Annotated in this window: 22 protein-coding genes; 19 read left to right on the top strand and 3 right to left on the bottom strand. The window is 72.9% G+C overall.

The genetic code is table 11. From position 1 onward, the window contains the following. The first annotated feature begins 194 nt into the window (after positions 1-194). From GOBS_RS09450 to GOBS_RS09390, 13 genes are all read left to right on the top strand, one after another. A complete protein-coding gene (locus tag GOBS_RS09450) occupies positions 195-2,165 on the top strand; it encodes a primary-amine oxidase (protein WP_012948065.1) in 1,971 nt (656 codons plus the stop codon). Beyond that, positions 2,158-3,615: an APC family permease gene (locus GOBS_RS09445; RefSeq protein WP_012948064.1), complete on the top strand. Its 1,458-nt coding sequence runs from the start codon at positions 2,158-2,160 to the stop codon at positions 3,613-3,615. The genes GOBS_RS09450 and GOBS_RS09445 overlap by 8 nt, the downstream gene beginning before the upstream one ends. Before the next feature lie 67 nt (positions 3,616-3,682). Beyond that, positions 3,683-4,276, top strand: a complete 594-nt coding sequence (locus GOBS_RS09440; protein WP_012948063.1) for a TetR/AcrR family transcriptional regulator — start codon at positions 3,683-3,685, stop codon at positions 4,274-4,276. A 154-nt stretch (positions 4,277-4,430) separates the two neighbouring features. Then, the gene (locus GOBS_RS09435; RefSeq protein ID WP_012948062.1) at positions 4,431-5,393 is read left to right on the top strand and encodes an MBL fold metallo-hydrolase; all 963 of its coding nucleotides are present in this window, start codon (positions 4,431-4,433) and stop codon (positions 5,391-5,393) included. 8 nt (positions 5,394-5,401) lie between these two features. After that, positions 5,402-7,045 (top strand): FAD-dependent monooxygenase, encoded by a 1,644-nt coding sequence (locus GOBS_RS09430; RefSeq protein ID WP_012948061.1) that lies wholly within the window; start codon positions 5,402-5,404, stop codon positions 7,043-7,045. A gap of 15 nt (positions 7,046-7,060) precedes the next feature. Further along, positions 7,061-8,266, top strand: a complete 1,206-nt coding sequence (locus tag GOBS_RS09425; RefSeq protein WP_012948060.1) for a homogentisate 1,2-dioxygenase — start codon at positions 7,061-7,063, stop codon at positions 8,264-8,266. Continuing rightward, positions 8,263-9,093, top strand: a complete 831-nt coding sequence (locus tag GOBS_RS09420; RefSeq protein ID WP_012948059.1) for a hypothetical protein — start codon at positions 8,263-8,265, stop codon at positions 9,091-9,093. Before GOBS_RS09425 ends, GOBS_RS09420 begins: the two co-directional genes overlap by 4 nt. After that, positions 9,090-10,283, top strand: coding sequence for a fumarylacetoacetase (gene fahA, locus GOBS_RS09415; RefSeq protein WP_012948058.1), 1,194 nt, complete (start codon positions 9,090-9,092; stop codon positions 10,281-10,283). The genes GOBS_RS09420 and fahA overlap by 4 nt, the downstream gene beginning before the upstream one ends. Positions 10,284-10,356: 73 nt before the next feature. After that, positions 10,357-11,790 (top strand): aldehyde dehydrogenase family protein, encoded by a 1,434-nt coding sequence (locus GOBS_RS09410; protein WP_012948057.1) that lies wholly within the window; start codon positions 10,357-10,359, stop codon positions 11,788-11,790. Positions 11,791-11,915: 125 nt separating this feature from the next. Next, positions 11,916-12,608, top strand: coding sequence for an IclR family transcriptional regulator (locus GOBS_RS09405; protein WP_012948056.1), 693 nt, complete (start codon positions 11,916-11,918; stop codon positions 12,606-12,608). 422 nt (positions 12,609-13,030) lie between these two features. Continuing rightward, positions 13,031-14,380 carry an MFS transporter gene (locus tag GOBS_RS09400; protein ID WP_208104415.1) on the top strand — a complete coding sequence of 450 codons (1,350 nt, stop codon included), beginning with the start codon at positions 13,031-13,033 and terminating at the stop codon, positions 14,378-14,380. 138 nt (positions 14,381-14,518) lie between these two features. Continuing rightward, positions 14,519-15,376 (top strand): 3-hydroxyacyl-CoA dehydrogenase family protein, encoded by an 858-nt coding sequence (locus GOBS_RS09395; protein ID WP_012948054.1) that lies wholly within the window; start codon positions 14,519-14,521, stop codon positions 15,374-15,376. A gap of 31 nt (positions 15,377-15,407) precedes the next feature. After that, positions 15,408-16,721, top strand: a complete 1,314-nt coding sequence (locus GOBS_RS09390) for a cytochrome P450 (protein ID WP_243697684.1) — start codon at positions 15,408-15,410, stop codon at positions 16,719-16,721. An 83-nt stretch (positions 16,722-16,804) separates the two neighbouring features. Here GOBS_RS09390 and paaZ read toward each other — a convergent pair whose 3' ends face one another. From paaZ to paaK, 3 genes are read right to left on the bottom strand one after another with little or no spacing between them, the layout of a single operon-like run. Then, complete coding sequence (gene paaZ / locus GOBS_RS09385; protein WP_012948052.1) at positions 16,805-18,865, bottom strand: phenylacetic acid degradation bifunctional protein PaaZ; 2,061 nt, start codon at positions 18,863-18,865, stop codon at positions 16,805-16,807. A 42-nt stretch (positions 18,866-18,907) separates the two neighbouring features. Then, a complete protein-coding gene (locus tag GOBS_RS09380; RefSeq protein WP_012948051.1) occupies positions 18,908-19,537 on the bottom strand; it encodes a TetR/AcrR family transcriptional regulator in 630 nt (209 codons plus the stop codon). Further along, complete coding sequence (paaK, locus tag GOBS_RS09375; RefSeq protein WP_012948050.1) at positions 19,534-20,874, bottom strand: phenylacetate--CoA ligase PaaK; 1,341 nt, start codon at positions 20,872-20,874, stop codon at positions 19,534-19,536. Before paaK ends, GOBS_RS09380 begins: the two co-directional genes overlap by 4 nt. A gap of 224 nt (positions 20,875-21,098) precedes the next feature. Between paaK and paaA the strand changes: the two genes are divergently transcribed. The 6 genes from paaA to GOBS_RS09345 all read left to right on the top strand — a co-directional run bounded on the left by paaA (position 21,099) and on the right by GOBS_RS09345 (position 25,602). Beyond that, positions 21,099-22,052 carry a 1,2-phenylacetyl-CoA epoxidase subunit PaaA gene (gene paaA / locus GOBS_RS09370; protein ID WP_012948049.1) on the top strand — a complete coding sequence of 318 codons (954 nt, stop codon included), beginning with the start codon at positions 21,099-21,101 and terminating at the stop codon, positions 22,050-22,052. Beyond that, complete coding sequence (paaB, locus tag GOBS_RS09365; protein WP_012948048.1) at positions 22,049-22,420, top strand: 1,2-phenylacetyl-CoA epoxidase subunit PaaB; 372 nt, start codon at positions 22,049-22,051, stop codon at positions 22,418-22,420. Before paaA ends, paaB begins: the two co-directional genes overlap by 4 nt. 90 nt (positions 22,421-22,510) lie before the next feature. After that, positions 22,511-23,422 carry a 1,2-phenylacetyl-CoA epoxidase subunit PaaC gene (gene paaC / locus GOBS_RS09360; protein WP_012948047.1) on the top strand — a complete coding sequence of 304 codons (912 nt, stop codon included), beginning with the start codon at positions 22,511-22,513 and terminating at the stop codon, positions 23,420-23,422. A 5-nt stretch (positions 23,423-23,427) separates the two neighbouring features. Then, positions 23,428-23,943 (top strand): 1,2-phenylacetyl-CoA epoxidase subunit PaaD, encoded by a 516-nt coding sequence (gene paaD / locus GOBS_RS09355; RefSeq protein WP_243697683.1) that lies wholly within the window; start codon positions 23,428-23,430, stop codon positions 23,941-23,943. Continuing rightward, positions 23,943-25,049, top strand: a complete 1,107-nt coding sequence (paaE, locus tag GOBS_RS09350; RefSeq protein ID WP_012948045.1) for a 1,2-phenylacetyl-CoA epoxidase subunit PaaE — start codon at positions 23,943-23,945, stop codon at positions 25,047-25,049. The genes paaD and paaE overlap by 1 nt, the downstream gene beginning before the upstream one ends. 109 nt (positions 25,050-25,158) lie before the next feature. Next, entirely contained in the window at positions 25,159-25,602 is a 444-nt protein-coding gene (locus tag GOBS_RS09345; RefSeq protein WP_012948043.1) for a thioesterase family protein, read from the top strand. The last annotated feature ends 4 nt before the right edge of the window (positions 25,603-25,606 follow it).

Below are 25,606 nucleotides of genomic sequence, written 5' to 3'. Positions count from 1 at the left end.
CTCGACGCCGGTCGCCAGGGCCGGCACGTGCACTGCCGCTGAGCCCAGGGCCACGAGGACCGTCCCCCAGCGCACCAGGGTGAGCAGGCGGGACGCATTCGAAAGTGAGACACGGGCTTCCCATATCGAGACCCGGCTTGTAACTTCGGTCACGCGTTTTTTCTACACGTGTAGAACCAAATCAGGGAGCCCCCATGGCAGCGGACACCATCACCCCCTCCGTGACCCACCCCCTCGCCCAGCTCGGCGCCGCTGACATCACCGCGGCGCGTGAGCTCCTGGACGCAGCCGGCCTGGTCACGGAGTCGACCCGGTTCGTCTACGTCGGTCTCGAGGAGCCGCCGAAGTCGGAGCTGTACGGCGGCCCGACGCCGGACCGCCGGGTGCGCGTCCTGCTGCACGACGTCGAGCGGCCGAACGCTCACGACGTCGTCGTCTCGATCACCGAGCGGACGATCGTCTCCGACGGCGCCCTCGACGCCGCGACCGACGGCCAGCTGCCGGTGCTGGACGAGGAGTTCGCGCTGGTGGAGGAGGTGCTCGGCACCGACGAGCGGTGGCTCGCCGCGCTCGCGGCGCGCGGGCTCGACGTCGCCGACGTCCGCGTGGCGCCCCTCTCCGCCGGCGTCTTCGAGTACCCGGAGGAGGAGGGACGGCGGATCCTCCGCGGCCTGGCCTTCCGGCAGGACCACCCCGAGGACCACCCCTGGGCGCACCCGATCGACGGGCTGGTCGCCTACGTCGACGTGATGGCCAGGACCGTCGACCAGGTCATCGACCTGGGCCCGGTGCCGATCCCCGAGGAGCACGGCAACTTCACCGACCCGGAGCTCACCGGCCCGCTGCGGACGACGCAGCGGCCGATCGAGATCACCCAGCCGGAGGGGCCGAGCTTCACCCTCGACGGCAACCTGCTCACCTGGGAGGGCTGGCAGCTGCGGGTCGGGTTCGACGCCCGCGAGGGGCTGACCCTGCACCAGATCGGCTTCGTCGACGGCGGCCGGCTGCGGCCGATCGTCCACCGGGCCTCGATCGCCGAGATGGTCGTGCCCTACGCCGACCCCTCGCCGGTCCGGTCGTGGCAGAACTACTTCGACACCGGCGAGTACCTGGTCGGCCGCTACGCCAACGCCCTCGAGCTCGGCTGCGACTGCCTCGGCGACATCACCTATCTGGACGCCGTCATCGCCGACGAGCGCGGGAACCCGCAGGTGCTGCGCAACGCCATCTGCATGCACGAGGAGGACTTCGGCGTCCTCTGGAAGCACACCGACCTGTGGGCCGGCTCCTCGGAGACCCGCCGGCAGCGCCGGATGGTGATCAGCTTCTTCACCACGATCGGCAACTACGACTACGGCTTCTACTGGTACCTCTACCTCGACGGCACCATCGGGTTCGAGGTCAAGGCCACCGGCATCGTCTTCACCTCCGCCCACCCCGGGAACGGCTACCCGTACGCCTCCGAGATCGCCCCGGGGCTGGGGGCCCCGTTCCACCAGCACCTGTTCAGCGCCCGGCTGGACATGGCCGTCGACGGCCCGACCAACACCGTCGAGGAGCTGGACTTCGTGCGGGTCCCGATGGGACCGGACAACCCGCGCGGCAACGCCTTCGCCCAGCGGCGGACGACGCTGCGCCGGGAGTCCGAGGCCCAGCGCATGGCCGACCAGTCCGTCGGGCGAATCTGGCACATCAGCAACCCGGAGAGCCGCAACCGCCTCGGCGAGCCGGTCGCCTACGCGCTGCTGCCGGAGGGGCAGCCGGCCCTGCTGGCCGACCCGGACAGCTCCATCTCCCGGCGCGCCACCTTCGCCACGAAGCACCTGTGGGTCACCGCCTACGACCCCGCCGAGCGCTACGCGGCCGGCGACTTCGTCAACCAGCACGAGGGCGGCGCCGGCCTGCCGAAGTACGTCGCCGCCGACCGCGACCTCCAGGGAGCGGACGTCGTCGTGTGGCACACCTTCGGCCTCACCCACGTGCCCCGGCCCGAGGACTGGCCGATCATGCCGGTCGACTACACCGGCTTCCGGCTCAAGCCGGTCGGCTTCTTCGACCGCAACCCCACGCTCGACGTCCCCCCGAACGCCAGCACCCACTGCCGCAGCCGCGCGGCCAGCCCGGCCGACGGCACCGCGAACCAGGACGGGTGCTGCCATGAGTGAGCTCTCCGCCACCGCGCCGGTGGGCGCGGCCGAACCCACCGGCGACGCGTCCGCCCGCGGGCTGCGCGGCTCGATCGGCGTCGTCGGCATCGTGTTCCTGGTCGTCGCCGCGGCGGCGCCGCTCACCGCTGTCGGCGGTGCCCTGCCGGTCATGCTGGCGATCGGCAACGGGGCTGGGAGCCCGATGGCGTACGTCGTCGCCACCGTCGTCCTGCTGCTCTTCAGCGTCGGGTACGCGGCGATGAGCCGGCACGTGGTCGACGCCGGCGCCTTCTACGCCTACGTCAGCAAGGGCCTCGGGACGCCGGTCGGGGTCGGCGCCGCCGGCCTGGCCCTGCTCACCTACACCGCCATCCAGGCCGCGATCTACGGCCTCGCGGGCGCCACGGCCCAAGGCCTGGTCGTCCAGTACGGCGGGCCGGACCTGCCGTGGTGGGTGTGGTCACTGGTCCTCATGGCCGCCGTCGGGCTGCTCGGCTACCGCAACATCGACGTGGGCGCCAAGGTGCTCGGCATCGTGCTGACCCTGGAGATCGGGGTCATCACCGTGGTGGCCGTGGCCGTGCTCGCCCAGGGCGGCGCCGACGGCATCGACGTGCGGTCCTTCACCCCGTCGGAGTTCTTCTCCGGCGCACCGGGCATCAGCATCATGTTCGCCGTCGCGTCGTTCATCGGCTTCGAGGCCACGGCGATCTACGGCGAGGAGGCGCGCAACCCGCGGCGGACCGTGCCCCTCGCCACCTACGCGGCGGTCGTCCTCATCGGCGCCTTCTACGCAGTCGCCAGCTGGGCGATCGTGCTCGCGTTCGGCTCAGACGGCGTGGTCGCGGCGGCACGGGCCGACACCGCGGGGCTGGTGTTCACGGCGGCCGCGGAGTACGTCAGCCCGGTCATCGCCGAGGTGATGCTGGTCCTCCTGCTGACCAGTCTCTTCGCCGCCCTGCTGGCGTTCCACAACGCCATCTCGCGGTACCTGTTCGCGCTGGGCCGCCAGGGCATGGCCCCGGGGGTACTCGGCCGGACGCACGGGCGGCACACCTCCCCGCACGTGGGCTCCCTGGCCCAGACCGCGAGCGCGTTCGTGGTGGTCGCCGTGTTCGCCGCCGCCGGCTCGGACCCGGTGCTCCAACTGTTCACCTGGATGTCGGGCATGGCGACCGTGAGCATCCTGCTGCTCATGGTGCTGACCAGCGTGGCGGTGCTGGCGTTCTTCGCACACAGCCGGGTGGACCGCCGGATCTGGCACACGCGGGTGGCGCCGGCGCTGGGCACGGCGGGCCTGCTGGGTGTCGTCGGGCTGGTGCTGGCCAACTTCACCACCCTGATCAGCGGGTCCACCGCCCTGGCCACCGTCCTGCTGGCCGTCATCGTCGCGGCGTTCGGGGTCGGGGTCGTGGTCGCGCTCACCCGGTCACCGGGGAGGGCACCGACCCGGTCGAGTGGCGGCTGATCCCCCGCCCGGGCTCCCGTCCCCTCGTCGGCCAGACTGGACACCAGGACGAGGGGACGGGAGCCCGGTGCCGAGACTGGTGGACCACGACGCCAAGCGCCGCGAGATCCTCGAGGTGACCTGGCGGCTCATGGCCACCCGGGGCGCGGACGCGGCCACCATGCGCGAGATCGCCCGGGAGGCCGGCTACGCGAACGGCGCGCTGGCGTACTACTTCGCCAACAAGGAGACGCTGATCGAGGCGGCCTTCGTGTACGTCTTCGACCGGACGAACGACCGCATCCGCGAGGCGACCGAGGGGTTGCGCGGGCTCGCGGCACTCCGGGCCTTCCTCGTCGAGGTCCTGCCCACGACGGAGACGACCCGACTCGAGGCACGCATCGTCCTCCCCTTCTGGAGCCGGACGGTCGCCGACGAGCGCTTCGCCGAGCTCAACGACGCGGCGATGCGGCAGTGGCGCCACGAGCTCGGCGACCTGCTCCGGCAGGGCCGCGAGGACGGCGACGTCACGGTGACGACGCCGGACGACGTGCTGGTCGAGCAGCTGCTCGCCATGGCCATGGGGCTGCAGGTGCTGGCCACGACCCATGGCGCGCCCACCCCGGCGACCACCCAGCTGGCCATGCTCGACGCGTACCTCACGGGTCTCGCCGGCCGCTGACCTCGCCGGTCCCCCGACGCCCGGGCCGCCTGCCGGCGGCCCGGGCGTCGCCGTCCGCACCCCCTTGTGCCGGGCGCCACAGCACCCTATCCTCGAACCAGTAAGTGAACGCTTCATTCGTTTATCGAGCAGCAGTCGACCTGGAGACCTCCCCATGGCAGCCAAGCCCTTCGCCTCCTCCGCCGACCTGGGCGTCAAGGAGCAGACCCTCGAGGTGCTCGCCGACGGCGTCTACGCCCTGACCGCGGAGGGCGACCCGAACCTCGGCGCCATCGAGGGCGAGGACTTCCTCGTCTGCTTCGAGGCGCTGGCCACCCCCGTGGCCGCCCGCCGCTGGCTGGCGAAGCTGCGCGAGCACACCGACAAGCCCGTCCGCTACCTGGTGCTCAGCCACTACCACGCCGTCCGCGTCCTGGGCGCCAGCGCCTTCGACGCCGAGGTGATCGTCAGCTCCGAGCAGACCAAGCACCTCATCGAGGAGCGCGGCCAGCAGGACTGGGAGAGCGAGTACGGCCGGATGCCGCGGCTGTTCGAGGAGCCGGAGTCCATCCCCGGCCTCACCTGGCCGACGATGACCTTCCGCGACAAGCTGACCATCGAGCTCGGCGGCGACCGCGGCGAGCTGGTGCTCGAGTTCCTCGGCCGCGGGCACACCGAGGGTGACATCGTCGCCTGGCTGCCCAAGCAGGAGATCGTCTTCGCCGGCGACCTCGTCGAGTCCCAGGCCGCGCTCTACACCGGCGACGCCTTCCACCTCGACTGGGCCGCCGGCACCCTCGACCGGGTCAAGGCCCTGGGCGCGCAGCAGCTGATCGGCGGCCGCGGCGCCATCGCCCGCGGCCGCGACCAGGTCGACGCCGCCATCGAGCAGACCCGCGACTTCCTGCTCACCATGCAGCGCACCGTCGGTGAGGCCCACCGCTCCGGCGGCACCCTCAAGGACGCCTTCGCCGCCACCCACGAGGCGCTGGCCCCGAAGTACGGCAAGTGGCCGATCTTCGAGCACTGCCTGCCCTTCGACGTGCAGCGGCTGTGGGACGAGTTCTCCGGCATCGAGCGCCCGGTGATCTGGACCGCCGAGCGCGACCGCCAGGTCTGGGACGAGCTCCAGGGATGAGGCCCCCGATGACGACACCCGTGCTGGTCCTGGGCGCCGGCCCGGTCGGTCAGACCACCGCGCTCCTGCTGGCCCGCTGGGGCCTGCGCGTCGTCGTCTTCGACGGCCGCCCGGAGCGGGACGTGATCGGCAGCAAGGCGATCTGCCAGCAGCGCGACGTCCTGGACGTCTGGGACGCCGTCGGCGTCGGCGCGGAGGTCGCCCGCCGCGGGGTCACCTGGACCACCGCCCGCACCTTCCACCGCGACGCGGAACTGTTCAGCTTCCGGTTCGCCGACCGCGGGAAGTCCCCGTTCCCGCCGTTCGTCAACATCTCGCAGTGCGAGACCGAGCGGCTGCTCGACGAGCGCATCGCCGCCGAGTCGCTGGTCGAGCTCCGCTGGGGGCACCTGGTCACCGGCATCGGGCAGGACGACGAGGGCGTGACGGTCACCTGCGTGACGGCGGACGGCGACGTCGAGGTGCGCGGGTCCTACGCCGTCGCCTGCGCGGGGCCGCGCAGTGATGCCCTGCGGTCGGCCCTGGGGCTCACCTTCGACGGCGAGACCTTCGACGACCACTTCCTCATCTGCGACATCCGGACCGACCTGCCCGGCTGGGAGACCGAACGCCGGTTCTACTTCGACCCGGAGTGGAACCCGGGCCGCCAGGTGCTCATCCACCCCTGCCCCGACTCGACCTTCCGGATCGACTGGCAGGTGCCGCCGGACTTCGACCTGGCCGCCGAGGAGGCCTCCGGCGGCCTGGACCGGCGGATCCGGCAGGTCATCGGCGACCGCCCCTACGAGATCGTGTGGAAGTCGGTCTACCGATTCCACTCCCGCGTCGTCGACCGCATGCGGGTCAGCCGGGTCCTGGTCGCCGGCGACGCGGCGCACCTGGTCTCCCCCTTCGGGGCCCGCGGCCTGAACTCCGGGGTGCTCGACGCGGAGAACGCGGCCTGGAAGGTCGCCTTCGTCCTCCGCGGGTGGGCGGCGGAGTCGCTGCTGGACAGCTACCACGACGAGCGGCACGCCGCGGCCCTGGAGAACATCGAGGTCACCGGCGCCACCATGCGGTTCCTGGTGCCCGGCACCGAGGAGGAGGCCCGCCGCCGTCACGACGTCCTGCAGCGGGCCGCCACCGACCCGCAGGCCCGGGCGCAGGTCGACTCCGGCCGGCTGGCCGAGCCCTTCTGGTACGTCGACTCGCCGCTGACCACCCCGGACGAGCGCCGTCCCTTCCCGGGCCGGCCCGCGCGCGGCGACGTCCCGGTCCCCGCGCCCGGCGTACTGGTGCCCGACTGCCCGGTCACCGTGCCGGGCCGGCCGGACGTCGTCCGGCTGAGGCAGCTCGCCCGCGAGGGGGTCACGGTCCTCGTCGGGGACGCCGAGGTCCCGGTCCTGCCGGCGTTCGGCGACCTCCCCGTCGCGGTCCACCGCATCCGCGACCTGGACCCGACGCCGATCCTGCGCGAGGCGCTCGGCGCCCGGCCCGACGAGATCTGGGTGCTGCGGCCCGACGGGCACGTCGCCGCCGTGGTCACCGACCCGGCCCAGGTCGCCCCCGCGGTGGCCCGGGTGCTCGCCCGCTCCCAGAAGGACCCCCTCCCCCCCACCCCTCGCAAGCTCGGCGTGGGCCCCTGGAGGGGGCCTCGCGCTCAGGTTCCCTGAAGAAGGAGTCTCGTCATGGCGTTCTACCGGCAGGTGGGCGAGGTCCCACCCAAGCGGCACACCCAGTTCCGTCGTCCCGACGGCGGCCTGTACTCCGAGGAGCTGGTCGGTGAGGAGGGCTTCTCCTCGGACTCCGCTCTGCTCTACCACCGTGGCGTGCCGTCGGCGATCGTCGACGCCCGGCCGTGGGAGCTGCCCGACCAGAGCCTGACGCCGAACGCGCCGCTGGTGCCCCGGCACCTGAAGCTGCACGACCTGTTCCCCGGCGAGGAGCACAAGGCCGTCGACGCGGTGACCGGCCGCCGGCTGGTGCTCGGCAACGGCGACGTGCGCATCTCCTACGCGGTCTCGTCGTTGCCGAGCCCGTACTACCGCAACGCCACCGGCGACGAGTGCGTCTACGTCGAGCGCGGCACCGCCACGGTGGAGACGACGTTCGGCGCGCTGACCGTCGGCCGGGGCGACTACGTGGTCATCCCGCGGACCACCACGCACCGCTGGATCCCGACCGGGTCCGAGCCGCTGCGCACCTACGCGATCGAGGCCAACAGCCACATCGCCCCGCCCAAGCGCTACCTGTCGAGGTACGGGCAGTTCCTCGAGCACGCGCCGTACTGCGAGCGGGATCTCCGTGCCCCCGCCGAGCCGCTGCTGGTCGAGGGCACCGACGTCGAGGTCTACGTCAAGCACCGCGGCAACGGCCCCGGCGGGCTGGCCGGCACGGTGCACGTGCTCCCGGAGCACCCGTTCGACGTGGTCGGCTGGGACGGGCACCTCTACCCCTACGCGTTCAACATCGCCGACTACGAGCCGATCACCGGCCGGGTGCACCAGCCCCCGCCGGTCCACCAGGTCTTCGAGGGTCACAACTTCGTGATCTGCAACTTCGTGCCGCGGAAGGTCGACTACCACCCACTGGCCGTCCCGGTGCCCTATTACCACTCCAACGTCGATTCCGACGAGATCATGTTCTACGTCGACGGCGACTACGAGGCCCGCAAGGGGTCGGGCATCGGCAAGGGCTCGATCTCGGTGCACCCCGGCGGGCACTCCCACGGCCCGCAGCCCGGCGCGGTGGAGCGCTCCCTGGGCGTGGAGTACTTCGACGAGCTCGCCGTCATGGTCGACACCTTCCGCCCGCTGGACCTGGGCGAGGCCGGCGTCGCCGTCGACGACGGGAAGTACGCCTGGACCTGGTCCGGACGAGGCCCGTCGGCGTGACGGTGCTGTTCTCCGGTCTGTTCGACGACGCGGCGCTGTTCCCGCCCGGGGACGCGCCGATGGCGACCGCGGTCCCCGCGCACCGGCACCTGCGGGCGCAGCTGGGCGATCTGGTCGGGCCGTTCGTCGTCCCGGCCGCCCGGCTCGGCGAGCTGGCCGAGCACGTGGGGGACGGCGAGCCGGTCGGCGTCTCGGTGATCGCGGCGGCCGGCGACCTGCCGGCCGGCGCGGCCCGGGTCGACGCCCACCCGGGCCTGGTCCTCGCCGCCGTGGAGGTGCCGGTCGCCACCGACGCCGCCACGGCGCGCGAGGCGGTCCGGGTGCTCGACGGTGTGCTGCCGGACGGCGTGCCCGCGGCGGTCGAGCTGCCCCGCTCGGCGGCCCGCGACGAGGTGCTCGACGTGCTGGCCGGCACGGGTCACCGGGCCAAGCTGCGCACCGGCGGGGTGCGCGCAGCGCTGTTCCCCCCTCCCGAGGAGCTCGCTGCCACCCTGCGCGCCTGCGTCGTCCGCGGCGTGGCGCTCAAGTGCACCGCGGGCCTCCACTCCGCCGTCCGGCACACCGACCCGGCGACCGGGTTCGCGCACCACGGCTTCCTCAACTTGCTCGCCGCCTGCGACGCGCTCGCCGCAGGCGGACCTGCCGCGGCGGCCGAGCGGTGGCTGCGCCAGGACGACGCTGAAGCCCTCGTCGGCGGCTGGTCGCCCGACCGCGTCGCCCGCGCCCGCGCCGTCTTCACCTCCTTCGGCACCTGCAGCGTGCTCGAGCCGGTCGACGACCTCATCGCCCTCGGCCTGCTGCCCTCCCTCGATCGGACCCCCGCATGACGTGGCTCGACCTGCCCGCCGGCACCGGCTTCGGGCTGGACAACCTGCCCTACGGCGTCTTCTCCACCACCGGCACCGCGCCGCGCACCGGCGTCGCCATCGGCGACTCCGTCCTCGACCTGGCCGCGGCCACCGGCGACGACGTGCACGCCACCGGCTCGCTCAACGCCTTCATGGCCCGCGGGCCGCAGGCCTGGGCGGACCTGCGCGCGCAGCTCACCGAGTGGTTCACCGGCGGAGCTCACCGCAGCACCGTCGAACCGCACCTGGTGCCGCGGTCGGAGGTGACGCTGCACCTGCCCGTGGAGGTCGCCGACTACGTCGACTTCTACAGCTCCCGACACCACGCGGAGAACCTGGGGCGGATGTTCCGGCCGGACTCGGCACCGCTGACGCAGAACTGGAAGCACCTGCCGATCGGCTACCACGGCCGCGCGGGCACGGTGCAGGTCTCCGGGACGCCGGTGGTCCGGCCGAGCGGTCAGCGCAAGGCGCCGACCGACGACGCTCCCACCTTCGGCCCCTCCCAGCGGCTGGACATCGAGGCCGAGGTCGGCTTCGTCGTCGGCACCCCCTCAGAGCTCGGCCGCCCGGTTCCGCTGGCCGCCTTCGACGAGCACGTGTTCGGCGTCTGCCTGGTCAACGACTGGTCGGCCCGGGACCTGCAGTCCTGGGAGTACGTGCCGCTGGGCCCCTTCCTCGGCAAGTCCTTCCTCACCTCGATCTCGCCGTGGGTGGTGCCACTGGCCGCGCTGCAGGCCGCCCGGGTCGCCCCGCCGGCCCGCGACGTGCCGCTGCTGCCCTACCTCGACGACAGCGACGCCGAGCCGTGGGGCCTCGACATCGCCATCGAGGTCCGCCTCAACGGCCAGCTGGTGTCCTGCCCGCCGTTCGACCTCATGTACTGGACCCCGGCCCAGCAGCTCGCCCACATGACCGCCAACGGCGCGTCCCTGCGCACCGGCGACCTGTTCGCCTCCGGCACCGTCTCCGGCCCGGCCGAGGACCAGCGCGGCTCGTTCATCGAGCTCTCCTGGGGCGGCACGGAGCCGCTCACCCTCGCCGACGGCAGCACCCGCACCTTCCTCACCGACGGCGACACCGTCACCCTCACCGCCACCGCACCTGGGGCGTCGGGCGGACGCATCGCGCTCGGCGAGGTGACCGGCCGCGTCGAGCCGGCGCCATGAGCTCGCCTGCTGCACCTGCGCACCACACCACTCCCCTCTCACCCACCGGAGCACCGCGTTGACCACGCCCACCGTGACCACCCCCGTGTCCTCCACGTCGGAGACCCCGACGTACGACAGCCTGCTGGCGGGCATCACCGACCCCGGTGGCCGTGAGGTGCTCGACCCGGCGACGGGCGAGGTCGTGGGCCGGGTCGCCGACCGCTCCGCCGACGACCTGGACCGTGCCGTCGCCGCCGCCCGTGCCGCGCAGCCGGCCTGGGCCGCCCGCTCCGACGCCGACCGCGTCGGCCTGCTGCTGCGCGCAGCGGACGCCGTCGAGGCGGCGGCCGAGCCCCTCGCCGAGCTGCTGTCGCGTGAGCAGGGCAAGCCGCTCAACGGCCCCAACGCCCGCTTCGAGGTCGGCGCCTGCGCCGCCTGGCTGCGCGCCACCGCCGCCACCGAGCTCCCCGGCGGCACCGTGGTCGACGACGAGGACACCCACGCCGAACTGCACTACCGGCCGGTCGGCGTCGTCGGCGCGATCGGGCCGTGGAACTGGCCGATGATGATCACCGTCTGGCAGGTCGCCCCCGCCCTGCGGATGGGCAACACCGTGGTGGTCAAGCCCTCGGAGTACACCCCGCTGAGCGTCCTGGCGCTGGTGCACGTCCTCACCAGCGTGCTGCCCGCCGACGTGCTCACCGCGGTGGCCGGCGGCCGCGAGGTGGGCGCGCGGCTGTCGAGCCACCCCGGCGTCGACAAGCTGGTGTTCACCGGGTCCACCGCCACCGGGCAGGCCATCATCCGCAGCTCGGCGGACACCGTGAAGCGGCTGACCCTGGAGCTCGGCGGCAACGACGCCGGCATCGTCCTGCCCGACGTCGATCCGCGCGCGATCGCCCAGGACCTGTTCTGGGGTGCCTTCATCAACACCGGCCAGACCTGCGCCGCGCTCAAGCGCCTCTACGTGCACACCGACGTCTACGACGAGGTGTGTGCGGCGCTGGTCGAGGTCGCGCAGGCCATGCCGATGGGCCGCGGCCTGGACGAGCAGAACGTCCTCGGCCCGCTGCAGAACCGCGCCCAGTACGAGATTGTCGCACGGCTGGTCGACGCCGCCCGTGACGCGGGCGCGAAGATCCTGGTCGGCGGGGACCCCGACCCCGATGCGGCCGGGCACTTCTACCCGACCACGATCGTGGCCGACGTCGAGGACGCCAACCCCCTGGTGGCCGAGGAGCAGTTCGGTCCCGCGCTGCCGGTCGTGCGCTACGACGACCTCGACCAGGCCGTCGCCATGGCCAACGGCCTGGACGTCGGCCTGGGCGCATCGGTCTGGAGCAGCGACCGCGACGCCGCCCGCGCGGTGGCCGCCCGGCTGGAGGCCGGCACCGTCTGGATCAACTCCCACGGCGGCGTGCACCCCATGATCCCGTTCGGCGGGGTCAAGAAGTCCGGATACGGGCTGGAGTTCGGCGTCGAGGGCCTGAAGGCGGTGGCCGTGCCCCAGGTGATCAACGGCTGAGCCCCACCGAGGACGCGGCACCGCCCCGGATCGCCGGGGCGGTGCCCTCCCGTGCCGCCGGCCGGCCCGGCGCCCGCCGAGGGCGACCGTAGGGTGGAAGTGCACAGTGCACCGGGAGGACGGCGATGGTGGAGGGCAACGGCGGGGGCACGCCCCAGTCGCAGACGCTGGACCGCGGCCTGAGGGTCCTCGAGCACCTGGCCGCCGTGGGTCGACCCCAGCCCATCGCCGAGATCGGCCAGACACTGGGTCTGCACCGGTCGATCACCTACCGCCTGCTGCGCACCCTCGAGGACCACCAGCTGGTCGAGCGGGACCCCGCCGGTCACTACCGGCTCGGGCTGGGACTGCTCGGCCTGGCCCGGGGCGTGCGGACCGATCTCCAGTCGGCCGCGCTCCCCCGGCTCGACGCCCTGGTCGCGGAGCTGCGCATGACGGCGTTCCTGGTCGTCCGCGCCGGCGACGAGGCGGTGACCGTCTCCAGCGTGGAGCCGCACGACTCACCGGCGCACGTCGTGTACCGGCCGGGTATCCGGCACCCGGTCGACCGAGGCGCGCCCGGCCTCGCCCTCCTCATGCCCGAGGCCGCCGCCCCCGGTGACCGCGAGGCCCTCGAGGTGGCCCGCCGGGTCGGCTGGGCCAGCTCGCACGGCGAGGTGATCCCCGGCGTCCGGTCGATCGCCGCACCCGTGCTCGGTCCCGACGGAGGCACCCGCGCCGCACTGGCGGTTGTCTTCGTCGACGAGGGCGCCGACACCGAGCAGATCGGCCGGGCCGTCGTCCGGTCAGCGCAGCAGGTCGGCGCCGCGCTGCGCTGATGCGGGGGCGGTGTCGGGAGCTGCCGCGCCGGGCCTGTCCCGGCGGTGGTGCGCTCGGCCGGCGCCGTGGCGCTCTCCGGGCTGGTCCGGTGACGGACACGGCCCACCAAGCGGTCCGGGGTGCCGGAGGCCGCGAGACGCCTGCGTGGACGTCTCCTCCCGGCCCCCACCCGACCGATCGGTCAGGTGTCGAGGGAGGACACGGCGTGCGGTGGCCTGGCCACTCCCCGAGCCGCCGTCGGGAGACAGGACTCCCCTCGGAGGTGCCCTCCTGCCTGCGCCCAGCGGCAGACCATTGTGCGACCGACCACACCTGAGTACGGTCGCACCACCAACTGACCCATCGGTCAGTAAATAGACCCATTGACGGCGGAGCTCTCATGTCCCTCCCCACACACGCTCCCTCTCGTACGGGCCAGCCGATGACCTCGGAGGAGCGGAAGGTCCTCGCGGGCACCCTCGCCGGCACGACCATCGAGTGGTACGACTTCTTCATCTACGCCCAGGCCGCGAGCCTGGTCCTGGCCCCGCTCTTCCTCTCCCCGGTGAGCGAGGACTCCCCCGGACTGGCCACGGTGCTCTCGCTGGCGACCATCGGCATCAGCTTCCTGTTCCGCCCGCTGGGGGCCATCGTGGCCGGGCGCTTCGGTGACCGGCTCGGCCGCAAGCGGATGCTGGTCTTCACGCTGCTGCTGATGGGCTCGGCCACCGCACTCATTGGCCTGTTGCCGACGTACGAGCAGATCGGCCTGGCCGCGCCGGCCGCCCTGATCCTGCTGCGGGTGCTGCAGGGCTTCTCCGCAGGTGGCGAGTGGGGCGGCGCGGCGCTGATGTCGGTCGAGCACGCCCCAGTGGAGCGGCGCGGCCTGTTCGGCGCCTACCCGCAGGTCGGCGTGCCGGTCGGCATGATCCTGGCGACGGGCGTGCTGTGGCTGCTGTCCACGACCACCACGCCCGAGCAGTTCCAGTCCTGGGGCTGGCGCATCCCCTTCCTGCTCTCCGTGGTGCTCATCCTCATCGGTTACCTGATCCGCCGCGCCGTGGAGGAGAGCCCGGTCTTCAAGGAGATGCGGCTGCGGAAGAAGGAGTCCTCCGCGCCGCTGCGCGACCTCTTCCGGCGCAACACCAAGCAGGTCGTCCTCAGCGCACTGATCTTCATCGCCAACAACGCCGCCGGGTACCTGCTGATCGCCTTCTTCATCGCCTACGCCAGCACCACCCTCGGGCTGCCGCGACCGTCGGTCCTGCTGGCCACGACCCTGGCGTCCTTCGGCTGGCTGATCTTCACGATGTACGGCGGCGCCCTGTCCGACCGGATCGGCCGGGTGCGCACGTTCCAGATCGGCTACGCCCTGGTCTTCGTCTGGATGATCCCGATGTTCCTGCTCATCGACACGGGGAACATCTGGCTCTACGGGGTGGCACTGTTCCTGCTGACCGTGGGGCTCGGGCTCTCGTACGGCCCGATGTCGGCGATGTACGCGGAGATGTTCCCCGTCGCGGTCCGCTACTCCGGCGTCTCGATCGGCTACGCGCTGGGCGCGATCCTCGGTGGCGCCTTCGCGCCGATGATCGCCGAGCTGCTCCTGCAGTCCACCGGGTGGTCGGGATCGGTCGGTGTCTACATCATGGTGCTCTGCGTCATCTCCTTCGCCGCGGTGACCGCCGCCGGGGAGACCAAGGGCAGGAACCTGCGGGTGGCCGAGGCCCACGAGGAGTACCTGCGCCAGCACCCGGACGAGGCCGGGGCGCTCGACGCCCGGAGGCCGTGACGGGCCACCGGCCGCTGTGCGTGGGCGTCGGTCGGGGTGTCGCGATGCTCGTGGAGCGGGTGTCAGCGAGCTCGCGAGCTCACCGGTGAACGGAGCAGCGCCGCGGGTGCGGCCGACGAGCGCCGACGAGGAGGACACGTGAGCGTCGCCGTCCCGGCCCGGGTGGGCGTCATCGGAGGCGGCCGCATGGGCGCCGGCATCGCGCAGGCCTTCCTGACCGCCGGTGCCCGGGTCGAGGTCGTGGAGGCCGGCGGAGAGGCCGCCGAGGCCGCCCGCGGACGTGTTGCCGACGGCCTGGAGGAGACTGCCCGCCGCGGCAAGCTGGACGGGGACGTCGGGACCGTCCTCGAGCGGCTCACGCTGCTGGACTCCGTTGCCGACCTCGACGTGGGCACCGGCCTGGTGGTCGAGGCCGTCCCCGAGCGGGCCGACCTAAAGATCGAGGTCCTGGGGGCCGCGGAAGCAGCCGTCTCTCCTGACGCCGTGCTGGCCACCAACACCAGCTCCCTGTCCGTCACCGAGCTGGCCTCCGCGCTGGAGCACCCGGCCAGGTTCCTCGGCCTGCACTTCTTCAACCCGGTGCCGGCGTCGAAGCTCGTGGAGGTGGTCGTCGCGCCGGAGACGGACCCGCAACTGGTCGGCACCGCCGGCGGATGGGTGCGTGCCCTGGGCAAGACCGACGTCGTGGTGAAGGACTCCCCCGGCTTCGCCTCCTCCCGGCTCGGCGTGCTGCTCGGTCTGGAGGCCATCCGGATGCTCGAGGAGGGCGTCGCGGACGCCGAGGCCATCGACACCGCCATGGAGCTGGGCTACCGCCACCCGATGGGCCCGCTGCGCTCCACCGACCTGGTGGGGCTGGACGTCCGGCTGGCGATCGCCGAGTACCTGCACCGGACCCTCGGTGAGCGGTTCGCCCCGCCGCAGCTGCTCCGCGACAAGGTCGCCGCCGGCGAGCTCGGCCGCAAGACCGGTCGCGGCTTCCACACCTACGACTGAGCCGGAGGCAGGCGCGATGACGGCCGGGCCCGTGGACAGCGCACCCCTCGTCGACCCGGCGACCTACGAGACCGGCCCGCCGTTCGAGCTGCTGCGCCGGCTGCGGGCGGACACGCCGGTCGCGTGGGTCGACGAGCCCGCCCTGCACGGTCAGCCGGCCGGGCCGGGGTTCTGGCTCGTCCTGCGGCACGCCGACGTCGGGCGGGTGCTGCGCGACGCGGCGACGTTCTCCTCGTGGCTCGGCGCGACCCAGGTCCGCGACGCCGCCGATCTCGACTGGGTGCGCCGGATGATGCTGAACATGGACCCGCCGGACCACAGCCGGCTGCGGCGGCTGCTGACCCGCTCCTTCACGCCCCGGGCCGTCGCAGCGCTGACCGAGGCGATCCAGGCGACGGCGGCACGACTGGTCGACCGGATGGTCGCCGGCGCGCGCGAGGGCCGGTCCGACTTCGCGAAGGACGTCGCTGCCGACCTGCCGCTGCTCACCCTCGCCGACGTGCTCGGCGTGCCGGCAGAGGACCGCTGGCTGATGTTCGACTGGTCGAACCGGGTGATCGGCTGGCAGGACCCCGACTACGCCACGTCGGCCGCCTTCGACGGCACCGGTGGAACGGCGATGGCACGGGAGGTGCTGGCGCTGCGGCCGGTCCCCGACGCCGACGGGCGCATGCCCGATCCGCGGACCCGGGCCGGCATGCCCGACCTCTACGCCTACGCCCGGCTGCTGGCCGAGGAGAAGCGGCGGGCGCCCGGGAACGACGTGATGTCGATCCTGCTGGCGCAGGTCGACGAGGGCGGCGGCCGCGTCAGCGACGCCGAGTTCGAGAACACGTTCTGGCTGTTCGCCGTCGCCGGGAACGAGACCCTGCGCAACGGCCTTCCCGGCGGCCTCATCGCCCTGCTGCAGCACCCCGAGCAGCTGGCCGTGCTGCGCACCCACCCGTCCCTGCTGCCCGGCGCGGTCGACGAGATGCTGCGCTGGTGGACGCCGGTCATGGTCTTCCGCCGCACCGCGACCCGCGACGTCGAGCTCGCCGGCGTCCGGATCGGGGCCGGGGACAAGGTCGTCGTGTCTTTCACGTCCGCCAACCGCGACGAGTCCGTGTTCGCCGATCCCGACCGCTTCGACGTCCGCCGATCCCCCAATCCGCACCTGTCCTTCGGGCACGGGCCGCACTTCTGCCTCGGCGGTCAGCTGGCCCGGGCGCAGATGCGCGCGCTCTTCGGCGAGCTGCTGCGTCGCACCGGGCGCCTCGAGCTCGACGGGTCGCCGGCGCTGCTGCGGTCGACCTTCCAGCGCGGGGTCAAGCGGCTGCCGATCCGCTGGCTCTGCGCCGGTTGAACCGCGTCCGGCCCCGTCGGCGAGATCTGCACACTCGCGCTCTTCCGGCGCCTCGGAGCAGCGAGTGTGCAGATCTCGCCCGGTCAGGACGGGGTCCCCGCCGCGGGCGGCCAGGTCTTGGCCACCATGGTCAGGACGTCGTAGGTGGCCACCGGCTTGCCCTCGCCGTTGACCAGGACGGCGTCCCAGCGGACCTCGCCGTGGTCGGCGCCGCCGCGCGAGCTGATCTGCTTGGCGGTGAGGGTGACCGTCAGCTCCTCCCCCGGCTTCACCGGAGTGAGGAAGCGCAGGTCGTCCACGCCGTAGTTGGCCAGCACCGGTCCCGGGGCCGGGTCGACGAACAGGCCGGCAGCGAACGAGACGAGCAGGTAGCCGTGCGCCACCCGGCCACCGAAGAGCGGGTTGGCGCGGGCGGCCTCCTCGTCCATGTGGGCGTAGAAGGTGTCGCCGGTGAACTCGGCGAAGTGCTCGATGTCCTCGAGCGTGACCGTCCGCGGCCCGGCGGTGACCGAGTCACCGACGCGCAGCTCGGCCAGCGACTTGCGGAACGGGTGCACGCCGTCGTCGTTGCGCTCGGCCCCGGCGACCCAGCGTCCGCCGATGGCGGTGAGCTGGTCGGGTGAGGCCTGCACGGCGGTCCGCTGCATGTGGTGCAGCACACCACGGATCCCACCGAGCTCCTCGCCCCCGCCCGCGCGGCCCGGGCCACCGTGCACCAGCACCGGCAGCGGCGAGCCGTGCCCGGTGTTCTCCGCCGCGTCGTCCCGGTCCAGCACCAGGATCCGGCCGTGCGCGTGGGCGGCGCCGAGCACGAACTCCCGGGCGAACTGCCGGTCGTGGGTCACCACCGAGCCGACCAGGCTGCCCTGGCCCCGCGCGGCCAGTTCGACAGCCTGCGCCACGTCGTCGTAGGGCAGGACCGTGCTGACCGGCCCGAACGCCTCGACGTCGTGCGGCTCCGCGGCGGTCAGGTCGTCGCAGCGCAGCAGCATCGGCGGCAGGAACGCGCCGCGGTCCCGGTCGGCACCCACCACCTCGAAGTGCTCGGGGTCGCCGGCCACCAGCTCGGCGACACCGCGCAGCGCCTTCAGCGAGCGCAGCACCTCCTCGCGCTGGCCCCGGCTGGCCAGGGCACCCATCCGGACGCCTTCGGCGCCCGGCGCACCGACGACGACCTCCGCCAGCCGGTCCCGGGTCGCCTCGACGACGTCGTCCACCAGGGTGCGCGGGACGAACGCCCGGCGGATGGCGGTGCACTTCTGGCCGGCCTTGACCGTCATCTCGGTGACGAGCTGCTCGACGAAGAGGTCGAACTCGGGGGTGTCCGGGCCGGCGTCCGGGCCGAGCACGGAGCAGTTGAGCGAGTCCGCCTCGGCGTTGAAGCGGACCGAGTTGGCCACGACCGCGGGATGACTGCGCAGCTTGCGCGCCGTGGCGGCCGAGCCGGTGAAGAAGACCAGGTCCTGACCGGCCAGCCCGTCGAGCAGGCCGGTCGCGCTGCCCGCCAGCAGCTGCAGCGAGCCCTCGGGCAGCAGGCCGGACTCGACGATCGTCCGGACGACGGCCTCGGTGAGGTAGGCGGTCTGGCTGGCCGGCTTGACGATCGTCGGCACGCCGGCGAGGAACGCGGGCGCCAGCTTCTCCAGGAACCCCCAGACCGGGAAGTTGAACGCGTTGATCTGCACGGCGACCCCGCGCAGCGGCGTGTACAGGTGCTGGCCGACGAAGGTGCCGCCCCTGCCCAGGGGCTCGACGGCGCCGTTGAGGACGACGGTGTCGTCGGGCAGCTCGCGGCGACCCTTGCTGGCGTAGGAGAGCACGGTCCCGAAACCGCCGTCGACGTCCACCGCGCTGTCGCGGTCGGTGGCGCCGGTGCGGCGGGAGAGCGCGTAGAACTCGTCCTTGCCGGCCATCAGCCTCAGGCCCAGCTGCTTGAGCAGGCCGGCCCGCTGGTGGAAGGTCAGCTCGCGCAGCGCCGGTCCGCCGACGGTGCGGGCGTGGTCGAGCATGGCGGGGACGTCGAGGCCGGTGCTGCTGATCCGGACGACGGTCTCCCCGGTGACGGCGTCGGCGATCGGCGTGCCCTCGTCGGGTGCGGTGTACCAGCGACCGGCGACGTAGCTCTGGAGCAGGGGTGCGGTCATCGGGAGACTCCTCTGGCGCTCCTCCGCGGAGGAATGGATCGGTCAGGACGGTGGCGTCGGGGCGGGCCGGGCGCGCAGGCCCTGGAAGGTCGTGGCGACGAGCGCGTCGGCGAGGTCGTCGGCGGACAGGCCGCCGTCCGGCCGGTACCACTCGGTCAGCGAGTTGACCGTGCCGAACAGCAGGCGGCTGGTGATGGCGGGGTCGACGTCGGGGCGGACGTCGCCCTCCTCCTCCGCGGCGCGTACCAGGTCGGTCACGACGCGGTCGAACCGACGACGCCGTTGGAGGGCCGCCTGCTCGACCGGGGAGTTGCCGCGCACCCGCAGCAGCAGGGTCACGAACGGCAGCTCGGCGGCGAGCACGCGCACCGAGCCGCGGACGACGTGCTCGAGGCGGTCGATGGCCGGCCCACTGGTGGCGCCCGGCTCCTCCGTGACGGCGAACAGCGCGTCCAGGGCCCGGTCGAGTGCCAGGCGGAGCAGCTCGACCTTGCTGGACACGTGGTGGTAGATCGCCGACTTGGTGACGCCGAGCCGCGTGGCCAGCTCCTCCATGCTCGTCGCGTCGTAGCCGCGCTCGTTGAAGACGGCGACGGCGACGTCGAGCAGGGAGTCCAGCGAGTGACCCGGGCGGCCGCGCCGGACCCGGGAGCCGTTCTCGATCGAGGTCACGCCCGGTCCCGGAGGTCGTAGAGCCGCTTGAGCTTGCCCATCGACCGGGCCAGCGTCTCCGGGTCCACGACGACGACCTCGATGCTGGTGCCGACGGTGTCCTTCACCGCCTGGGTGACCTCGGCGGCGGCGATCGGCCGGCGCTCGGCCGGGCAGTCGGGCCGGGCCTCGACCCGGGCGGTGAGGTGGTCCATCCGGCCGCGGGTGGTCAGCTCCAGGGCGAAGTGCGGGGAGAGCCCCGGGGTCCGGAGCACGATCTCCTCGATCTGGGTCGGGAACAGGTTGACCCCGCGCAGGATGATCATGTCGTCGGTGCGGCCGGTGATCTTCTCCATGCGCCGCATGCCGGGCCGGGCGGTGCCGGGCAGCAGGCGGGTGAGGTCGCGGGTGCGGTACCGGATGACCGGCATGGCCTCCTTGGTGAGCGAGGTGAACACCAGCTCGCCCTGCTCGCCGTCGGGAAGCACCTCACCGGTGAGCGGGTCGATGACCTCCGGGTAGAAGTGGTCCTCCCAGACGTGCAGGCCGTCCTTGGTCTCGACGCACTCCTGGGCGACGCCGGGGCCCATCACCTCCGACAGGCCGTAGATGTCGACGGCGTGGATGCCGGCGCGCTCCTCCATCTCGCGGCGCATCTGCTCGGTCCACGGCTCGGCGCCGAAGATGCCGATCTCCAGCGAGCTGGCCCTGGGGTCCAGGCCCTGCTTCTCGAACTCGTCGATCACGGTGAGCATGTACGAGGGCGTCACCATGATCACCCTCGGCTCGAAGTCGGTGATCAGCTGGACCTGGCGTGGGGTCATGCCGCCGGAGATCGGGATGACGGTGCAGCCGAGCTTCTCGGCGCCGTAGTGGGCGCCCAGCCCGCCGGTGAACAGGCCGTAGCCATAGGCGTTGTGCAGCTTGTCGCCGGGCAGCCCGCCGGCCGCCCGGATGGAGCGGGCCATGACGGTGGCCCAGGTGTCGATGTCGCGCTCGGTGTAGCCGACGACGGTGGGGCGGCCGGTGGTGCCGGAGGAGGCGTGCACCCGGCGCACCTGGTCCTGGGGGACGGCGAACATGCCGAACGGGTAGTTGTCGCGCAGGTCGGCCTTGCTGGTGGTGGGGAACCTCGCCAGGTCGGCCAGCTCCCGGCAGTCGTCGGGGTGGACGCCGGCCGCGTCGAAGGCCGCCCGGTAGTGCGGCACGTTGTCGTAGGCGTGCCGCAGGGTCCACTGCAGCCGCTCGAGCTGCAGGGTGCGCAACTCCTCGACGGACAGCCGTTCCGCCGGGTCGAGGAGGCCCGGGTCGGGAGGAGCTCCCAGGCGCCGGGTGGGCTCGCTGGTCACAGCCGTCATGGCGGAGGCCTCCGTGGTCGTGAGCGTCGTCGCCGGACGGTCGGCGGGGGGCGTCGCTCCAAATACCGACCGGATGGTCAGGTAACCAACTCCCCCGGGACCCACCTGTCAAGCCCCTGCACGAACTCCGCGCAGCGGGCTTGTGCGACGGCGCGGCATCGTGCACACTCATTACCGACCATCCGGTCAGTAAATAGTTCGAGTCGCACGCCGAGGGGAACGAGATGTCGGCACCCACACTGGAACGGCCCGCCCCCGACGAGGCCGCGCTGCAGGAGCAGTTCGACGCCACGATCGCCGCCGACCACCGCATCGAGCCGCGGGACTGGATGCCCGAGGGCTACCGCAAGACGCTCATCCGGCAGGTCGCCCAGCACGCGCACTCGGAGATCATCGGGATGCAGCCGGAGGGCGACTGGCTGCTGGCCGCCCCCAGCCTGCGCCGCAAGTCGGTGCTGCTGGCCAAGGTGCAGGACGAGGCCGGCCACGGCCTGTACCTCTACTCCGCGGCGGAGACCCTCGGCGCCGACCGGGCGGACCTGACCGACAAGCTCATCGAGCAGAAGCAGAAGTACAGCTCGATTTTCAACTACCCCACGCTGAGCTACGCCGACGTCGGCGTCATCGGCTGGCTGGTCGACGGCGCGGCGATCTGCAACCAGGTGCCGCTGTGCCGGTCCTCCTACGGCCCCTACGCGCGGGCGATGATCCGCATCTGCAAGGAGGAGTCCTTCCACCAGCGGCAGGGCTACGAGCTGCTGATGACCATGATGCGCGGCACCGACGAGCAGCGGGCGATGGTGCAGGACGCCGTCGACCGCTGGTGGTGGCCGACGCTGATGATGTTCGGCCCCCCTGACGAGCACAGCCCCAACACCGCGCAGTCGATGGCGTGGGGCATCAAGCGGCACACCAACGACGAGCTGCGTCAGAAGTTCGTCGACATGTCCGTCCCGCAGGCCGAGGTCCTCGGCGTCACGTTCCCCGACCCGGAGCTCGAGTTCGACCCCGGGACCGGCCACTACCGCTTCGGCAAGCTCGACTGGGAAGAGTTCAAGCGGGTCGTCGGCGGCCAGGGCCCGATGAACGCCATCCGCCTCGCCCGTCGGCGTGCGGCCCGGGACGACAACGCGTGGGTGACCGAGGCGGCCACCGCGTACGCGGAGAAGCACTCGTGAGCGCCACGGACGTCACCGCCGAGGGCGGGCACGGCGCGATCCCGACCGGCCCGGAGGTGCCGGTGGAGCCCCGCCGCCGGGCCGTGAGGCGCGACTGGCCGCTGTACGAGGTGTTCGTCCGCGGCAAGCGCGGGCTCAACCACGTGCACGTCGGCTCGCTGCACGCCCCGGACGACGAGATGGCCATCGACGCCGCCCGGGACCTCTACACCCGGCGCAACGAGGGCGTGAGCATCTGGGTGGTCAGGGCCGCCGACATCACCGCCTCGAGCCCCGACGAGAAGGACCCGCTGTTCGCCCCCAGCGGCGACAAGGTCTACCGGCACCCCACGTTCTACGAGATCCCCGAGGACGTCCCCCACATCTGAAGCAGGGAGACCCCTTCCCCCCACGGCTCGCCGTGGGCCCCTGAGAAGGGGCCATCCATCCACCCGTCACGAGGCAAGGAGCGTTCCGTCGTGGTTCACGAGGAAACGGTCTACGAGGCGCTGTCCAACGCCCACGGCGACGAGGGCCACTGGGCCTTCGGCACCGGCTTCGACGAGCCCCTGGCCGGCGTCGACACCACCGTCCCCGACGGCATCGACCCCGCCGACCTCGGCGCCTACTGCCTCATGCTCGGCGACGACGCGCTCGTGCTCGCGCAGCGGCTCACGCAGTGGATCACCAACGCGCCGGAGCTCGAGGAGGAGGTCGCGATCGGCAACATCGGCCTCGACCTGCTCGGTCAGGCCCGGCTGCTGCTCGCCCGCGCCGGCACCGTCGGCGTGCTCGGCCGCTCCCGCGACCTGGCCACCGACTCCATCCCCGACGAGGACGCGCTCGCCTACTTCCGCGACGCCGACGAGTTCCGCAACACCGCGCTCGTCGAGGCGCCGAACGGCGACTTCGCCCGGACGATGATCCGACTGCTCGTGGCCGCGTCCGTCCGCCTCGCGGTCTTCGCCCGGCTGCGCGACTCCCGTGACCCGGTCCTCGCCGCGATCGCCGAGAAGGGCGTCAAGGAGCTCACCTACCACCGCGACCACGCCGCGCGCTGGGTGCTGCGCCTGGGCGACGGCACCGAGGAGTCGCACCGCCGCGCCCAGGACGGCGTCGAGGCGGTGTGGCCGCTGATGGCCGACCTCTTCACCGCCACGGACGTCGAGACCCGGCTGACCGCGGCCGGGGTCGCCGTCGACCCGGCCGGCGTCCGCGACGAGGTGCGCGACGTGCTGACCCAGGTGCTCGAGCGGGCCACGCTCCCCGTGCTGGAGTGGCCCGCCGACACCGGGCCACGGGGCCGTCTCGGGGAGCACGGACCGGAGCTGACCGAGCTGCTCGAGACCCTGCAGGGGCTGGCCCGGCAGCACCCGGCGGCGACCTGGTGACCGCCGTGACGCTGCAGCGGGCTGCCCCCACCGATCCCCGGGCCGTGGCCGAGACCGTCACCGACCCCGAGCTGCCGATGCTGACCCTCGCCGACCTCGGTGTCCTGCGCGACGTCCGCACGGAGGACGACGGCACCGTCGTCGTCGACATCACGCCCACCTACTCCGGCTGCCCGGCGATGGGCGTCATGCGGGCCGACCTGCTGCACGCGCTGCATGCGGCCGGCTTCCGCGACGTCGACGTCCGCACGGTGCTCTCCCCCGCCTGGACCAGCGACTGGATCAGCGAGGACGGCCGCCGCAAGCTCGCCGCCGGCGGCATCGCCCCGCCGGGGACGGCACCGGTCCACTCCCCCGGCCCCGTCCCGCTGCAGCTCGGGCCCACCCGCCGCACCGCCGTCTGCCCGCAGTGCGGTTCGCCGGACACCGTGGAGCAGAGCGAGTTCAGCGCGACCGCCTGCAAGGCCCTGCGCCGCTGCCGCAGCTGTGGCGAGCCGTTCGAGCACTTCAAGGAGATCTGATGACGGCGACCGCCCCCGCCGCCGAGCCCACCCGCGCCCGCCGCCGGCGGCGGCCGCAGTTCCACCCGCTCACGGTGGCCAGGGTCGAGCGGTTGACCGACGACGCGGTCGCGGTCACCTTCGACGTCCCCGAGGAGCTGGCCGAGGACTACCGCTTCCAGCCCGGCCAGGCGCTCACGTTGCGCCGGGTCGACGGGGACCGGGACGAGCGCCGCTCGTACTCCATCTGCGCGCCGGTGGGGGCCGCGCCACGGGTCGGCGTCCGCGAGGTCCCGGGGGGCTTCTTCTCCTCCTACCTCGTGCACCAGGTGCAGCCCGGTGACGCGATCGAGGTGCTGCCGCCGTCGGGGACCTTCACCGCCGACCTGTCCGTCCCCGCCGACCACGTCTTCGTCGTCGCGGGCTCGGGCATCACCCCGGCGCTGTCGTTGGCCGCCAGCGTGCTGCGGGACGGGGAGTCGACCGTGACCGTCTTCTACGGCAACCGCCGCACCAACACGGTGATGTTCGCCGACGAGCTCGCCGACCTGAAAGACCGCTACGGCACCCGCCTGCAGCTCGTGCACGTGCTGTCCCGCGAGCCGCGCGACGCGGAGCTGACCAGCGGCCGGCTCGACGGCGCGCGCCTGCGTGCCCTGGTCGAGAACCTGGTCGAGGTCGAGCGCGTCGACCACTGGTGGCTGTGCGGTCCGCACGGCATGGTCGGCGACGCCCGGGACCTGCTCGCCGAGCTCGGTGTGCCGGCCGAGAAGGTGCACCAGGAGCTGTTCTATGTCGACGACGTCCCGCCGCAGCCGGTCCGCGGGGACGACCAGACCGTCGCGGGTCCCAGCAGCCAGGTCACCGTGGTCCTCGACGGCCGCTCGACCACGCTGGCCCTCCCCCGGGACGAGACCGTGCTGGACTCCGCCCAGCGGGTGCGCTCGGACCTGCCGTTCGCCTGCAAGGGCGGGGTGTGCGGCACCTGCCGCGCGCGGGTGATCGACGGCGAGGTGGAGATGCGGCGCAACTACGCCCTGGAGCCCAGGGAGGTCGAGGCCGGCTACGTGCTGACCTGCCAGACGGTGCCCGTGTCCGAGGCCGTGACCGTCGACTTCGACGCCTGACCGCGATGGGCGGCCGGGGCCTGCAGGTGGAGGTCCGGCGCGGCGTCGCCACGCTGACGCTGGGCTCCCCTGCCGACCGCAACACGCGACCTGCCCGCCGGGTGCCCGCGTGACTCCCGTCCCCGTCGGCGCGTCGGCCGTCCTCGACGTGGTGGTGACGCCGGAGATGACAGTCCGCTTCGACGAGCTCGGCCCCGTCCACCCGGTGTACGCGACCTATTCGATGGCCAAGCACTTCGAGGAGGCCGGCCGAAAGCTGCTGCTCAGTCACCTCGAGCCGGGTGAGGCCGGCATCGGCAGCGCCCTGTCGGTGGAGCACCTCGCCCCGAGCTGGGTCGGCGACCCCGTCCGGGTGACGGCCCGGTGCGCCGAGGTGCGCGGCAACCGGCTGACCTGCGAGTGCCTCGCCGTCGACGCCGGCGGGCGCGTGCTCGGCCGGGGCACGACCGTCCAGGTGGTCCTGAGCGAGGAGGCCGTGCAGGCCCGCATCGGCGAGCGGGCGCGACTCCAGCAGCGGACCGGCTCCGGGGACGTCCTGCCGGACGCGCGTTGACGCG

Origin of the sequence: Geodermatophilus obscurus DSM 43160 (assembly GCF_000025345.1) — a bacterium.
GTDB classification, from domain to species: Bacteria; Actinomycetota; Actinomycetes; order Mycobacteriales; family Geodermatophilaceae; genus Geodermatophilus; species Geodermatophilus obscurus.
This window is presented reverse-complemented; position numbering and strand designations above follow the sequence as displayed.

Bases quoted from the DNA above. Each gene is read 5' to 3' on its own strand.
- paaA (WP_012948049.1), top strand. From the start codon at position 21,099: ATGTCGGCACCCACACTGGAACGGCCCGCCCCCGACGAGGCCGCGCTG.
- GOBS_RS09430 (WP_012948061.1), top strand. From the start codon at position 5,402: ATGACGACACCCGTGCTGGTCCTGGGCGCCGGCCCGGTCGGTCAGACC.
- GOBS_RS09445 (WP_012948064.1), top strand. From the start codon at position 2,158: ATGAGTGAGCTCTCCGCCACCGCGCCGGTGGGCGCGGCCGAACCCACC.
- GOBS_RS09425 (WP_012948060.1), top strand. From the start codon at position 7,061: ATGGCGTTCTACCGGCAGGTGGGCGAGGTCCCACCCAAGCGGCACACC.
- fahA (WP_012948058.1), top strand. From the start codon at position 9,090: ATGACGTGGCTCGACCTGCCCGCCGGCACCGGCTTCGGGCTGGACAAC.
- GOBS_RS09450 (WP_012948065.1), top strand. From the start codon at position 195: ATGGCAGCGGACACCATCACCCCCTCCGTGACCCACCCCCTCGCCCAG.
- GOBS_RS09400 (WP_208104415.1), top strand. From the start codon at position 13,031: ATGACCTCGGAGGAGCGGAAGGTCCTCGCGGGCACCCTCGCCGGCACG.
- GOBS_RS09405 (WP_012948056.1), top strand. From the start codon at position 11,916: ATGGTGGAGGGCAACGGCGGGGGCACGCCCCAGTCGCAGACGCTGGAC.
- paaZ (WP_012948052.1), bottom strand. From the start codon at position 18,865: ATGACCGCACCCCTGCTCCAGAGCTACGTCGCCGGTCGCTGGTACACC.
- paaK (WP_012948050.1), bottom strand. From the start codon at position 20,874: ATGACGGCTGTGACCAGCGAGCCCACCCGGCGCCTGGGAGCTCCTCCC.
- paaE (WP_012948045.1), top strand. From the start codon at position 23,943: ATGACGGCGACCGCCCCCGCCGCCGAGCCCACCCGCGCCCGCCGCCGG.
- GOBS_RS09435 (WP_012948062.1), top strand. From the start codon at position 4,431: ATGGCAGCCAAGCCCTTCGCCTCCTCCGCCGACCTGGGCGTCAAGGAG.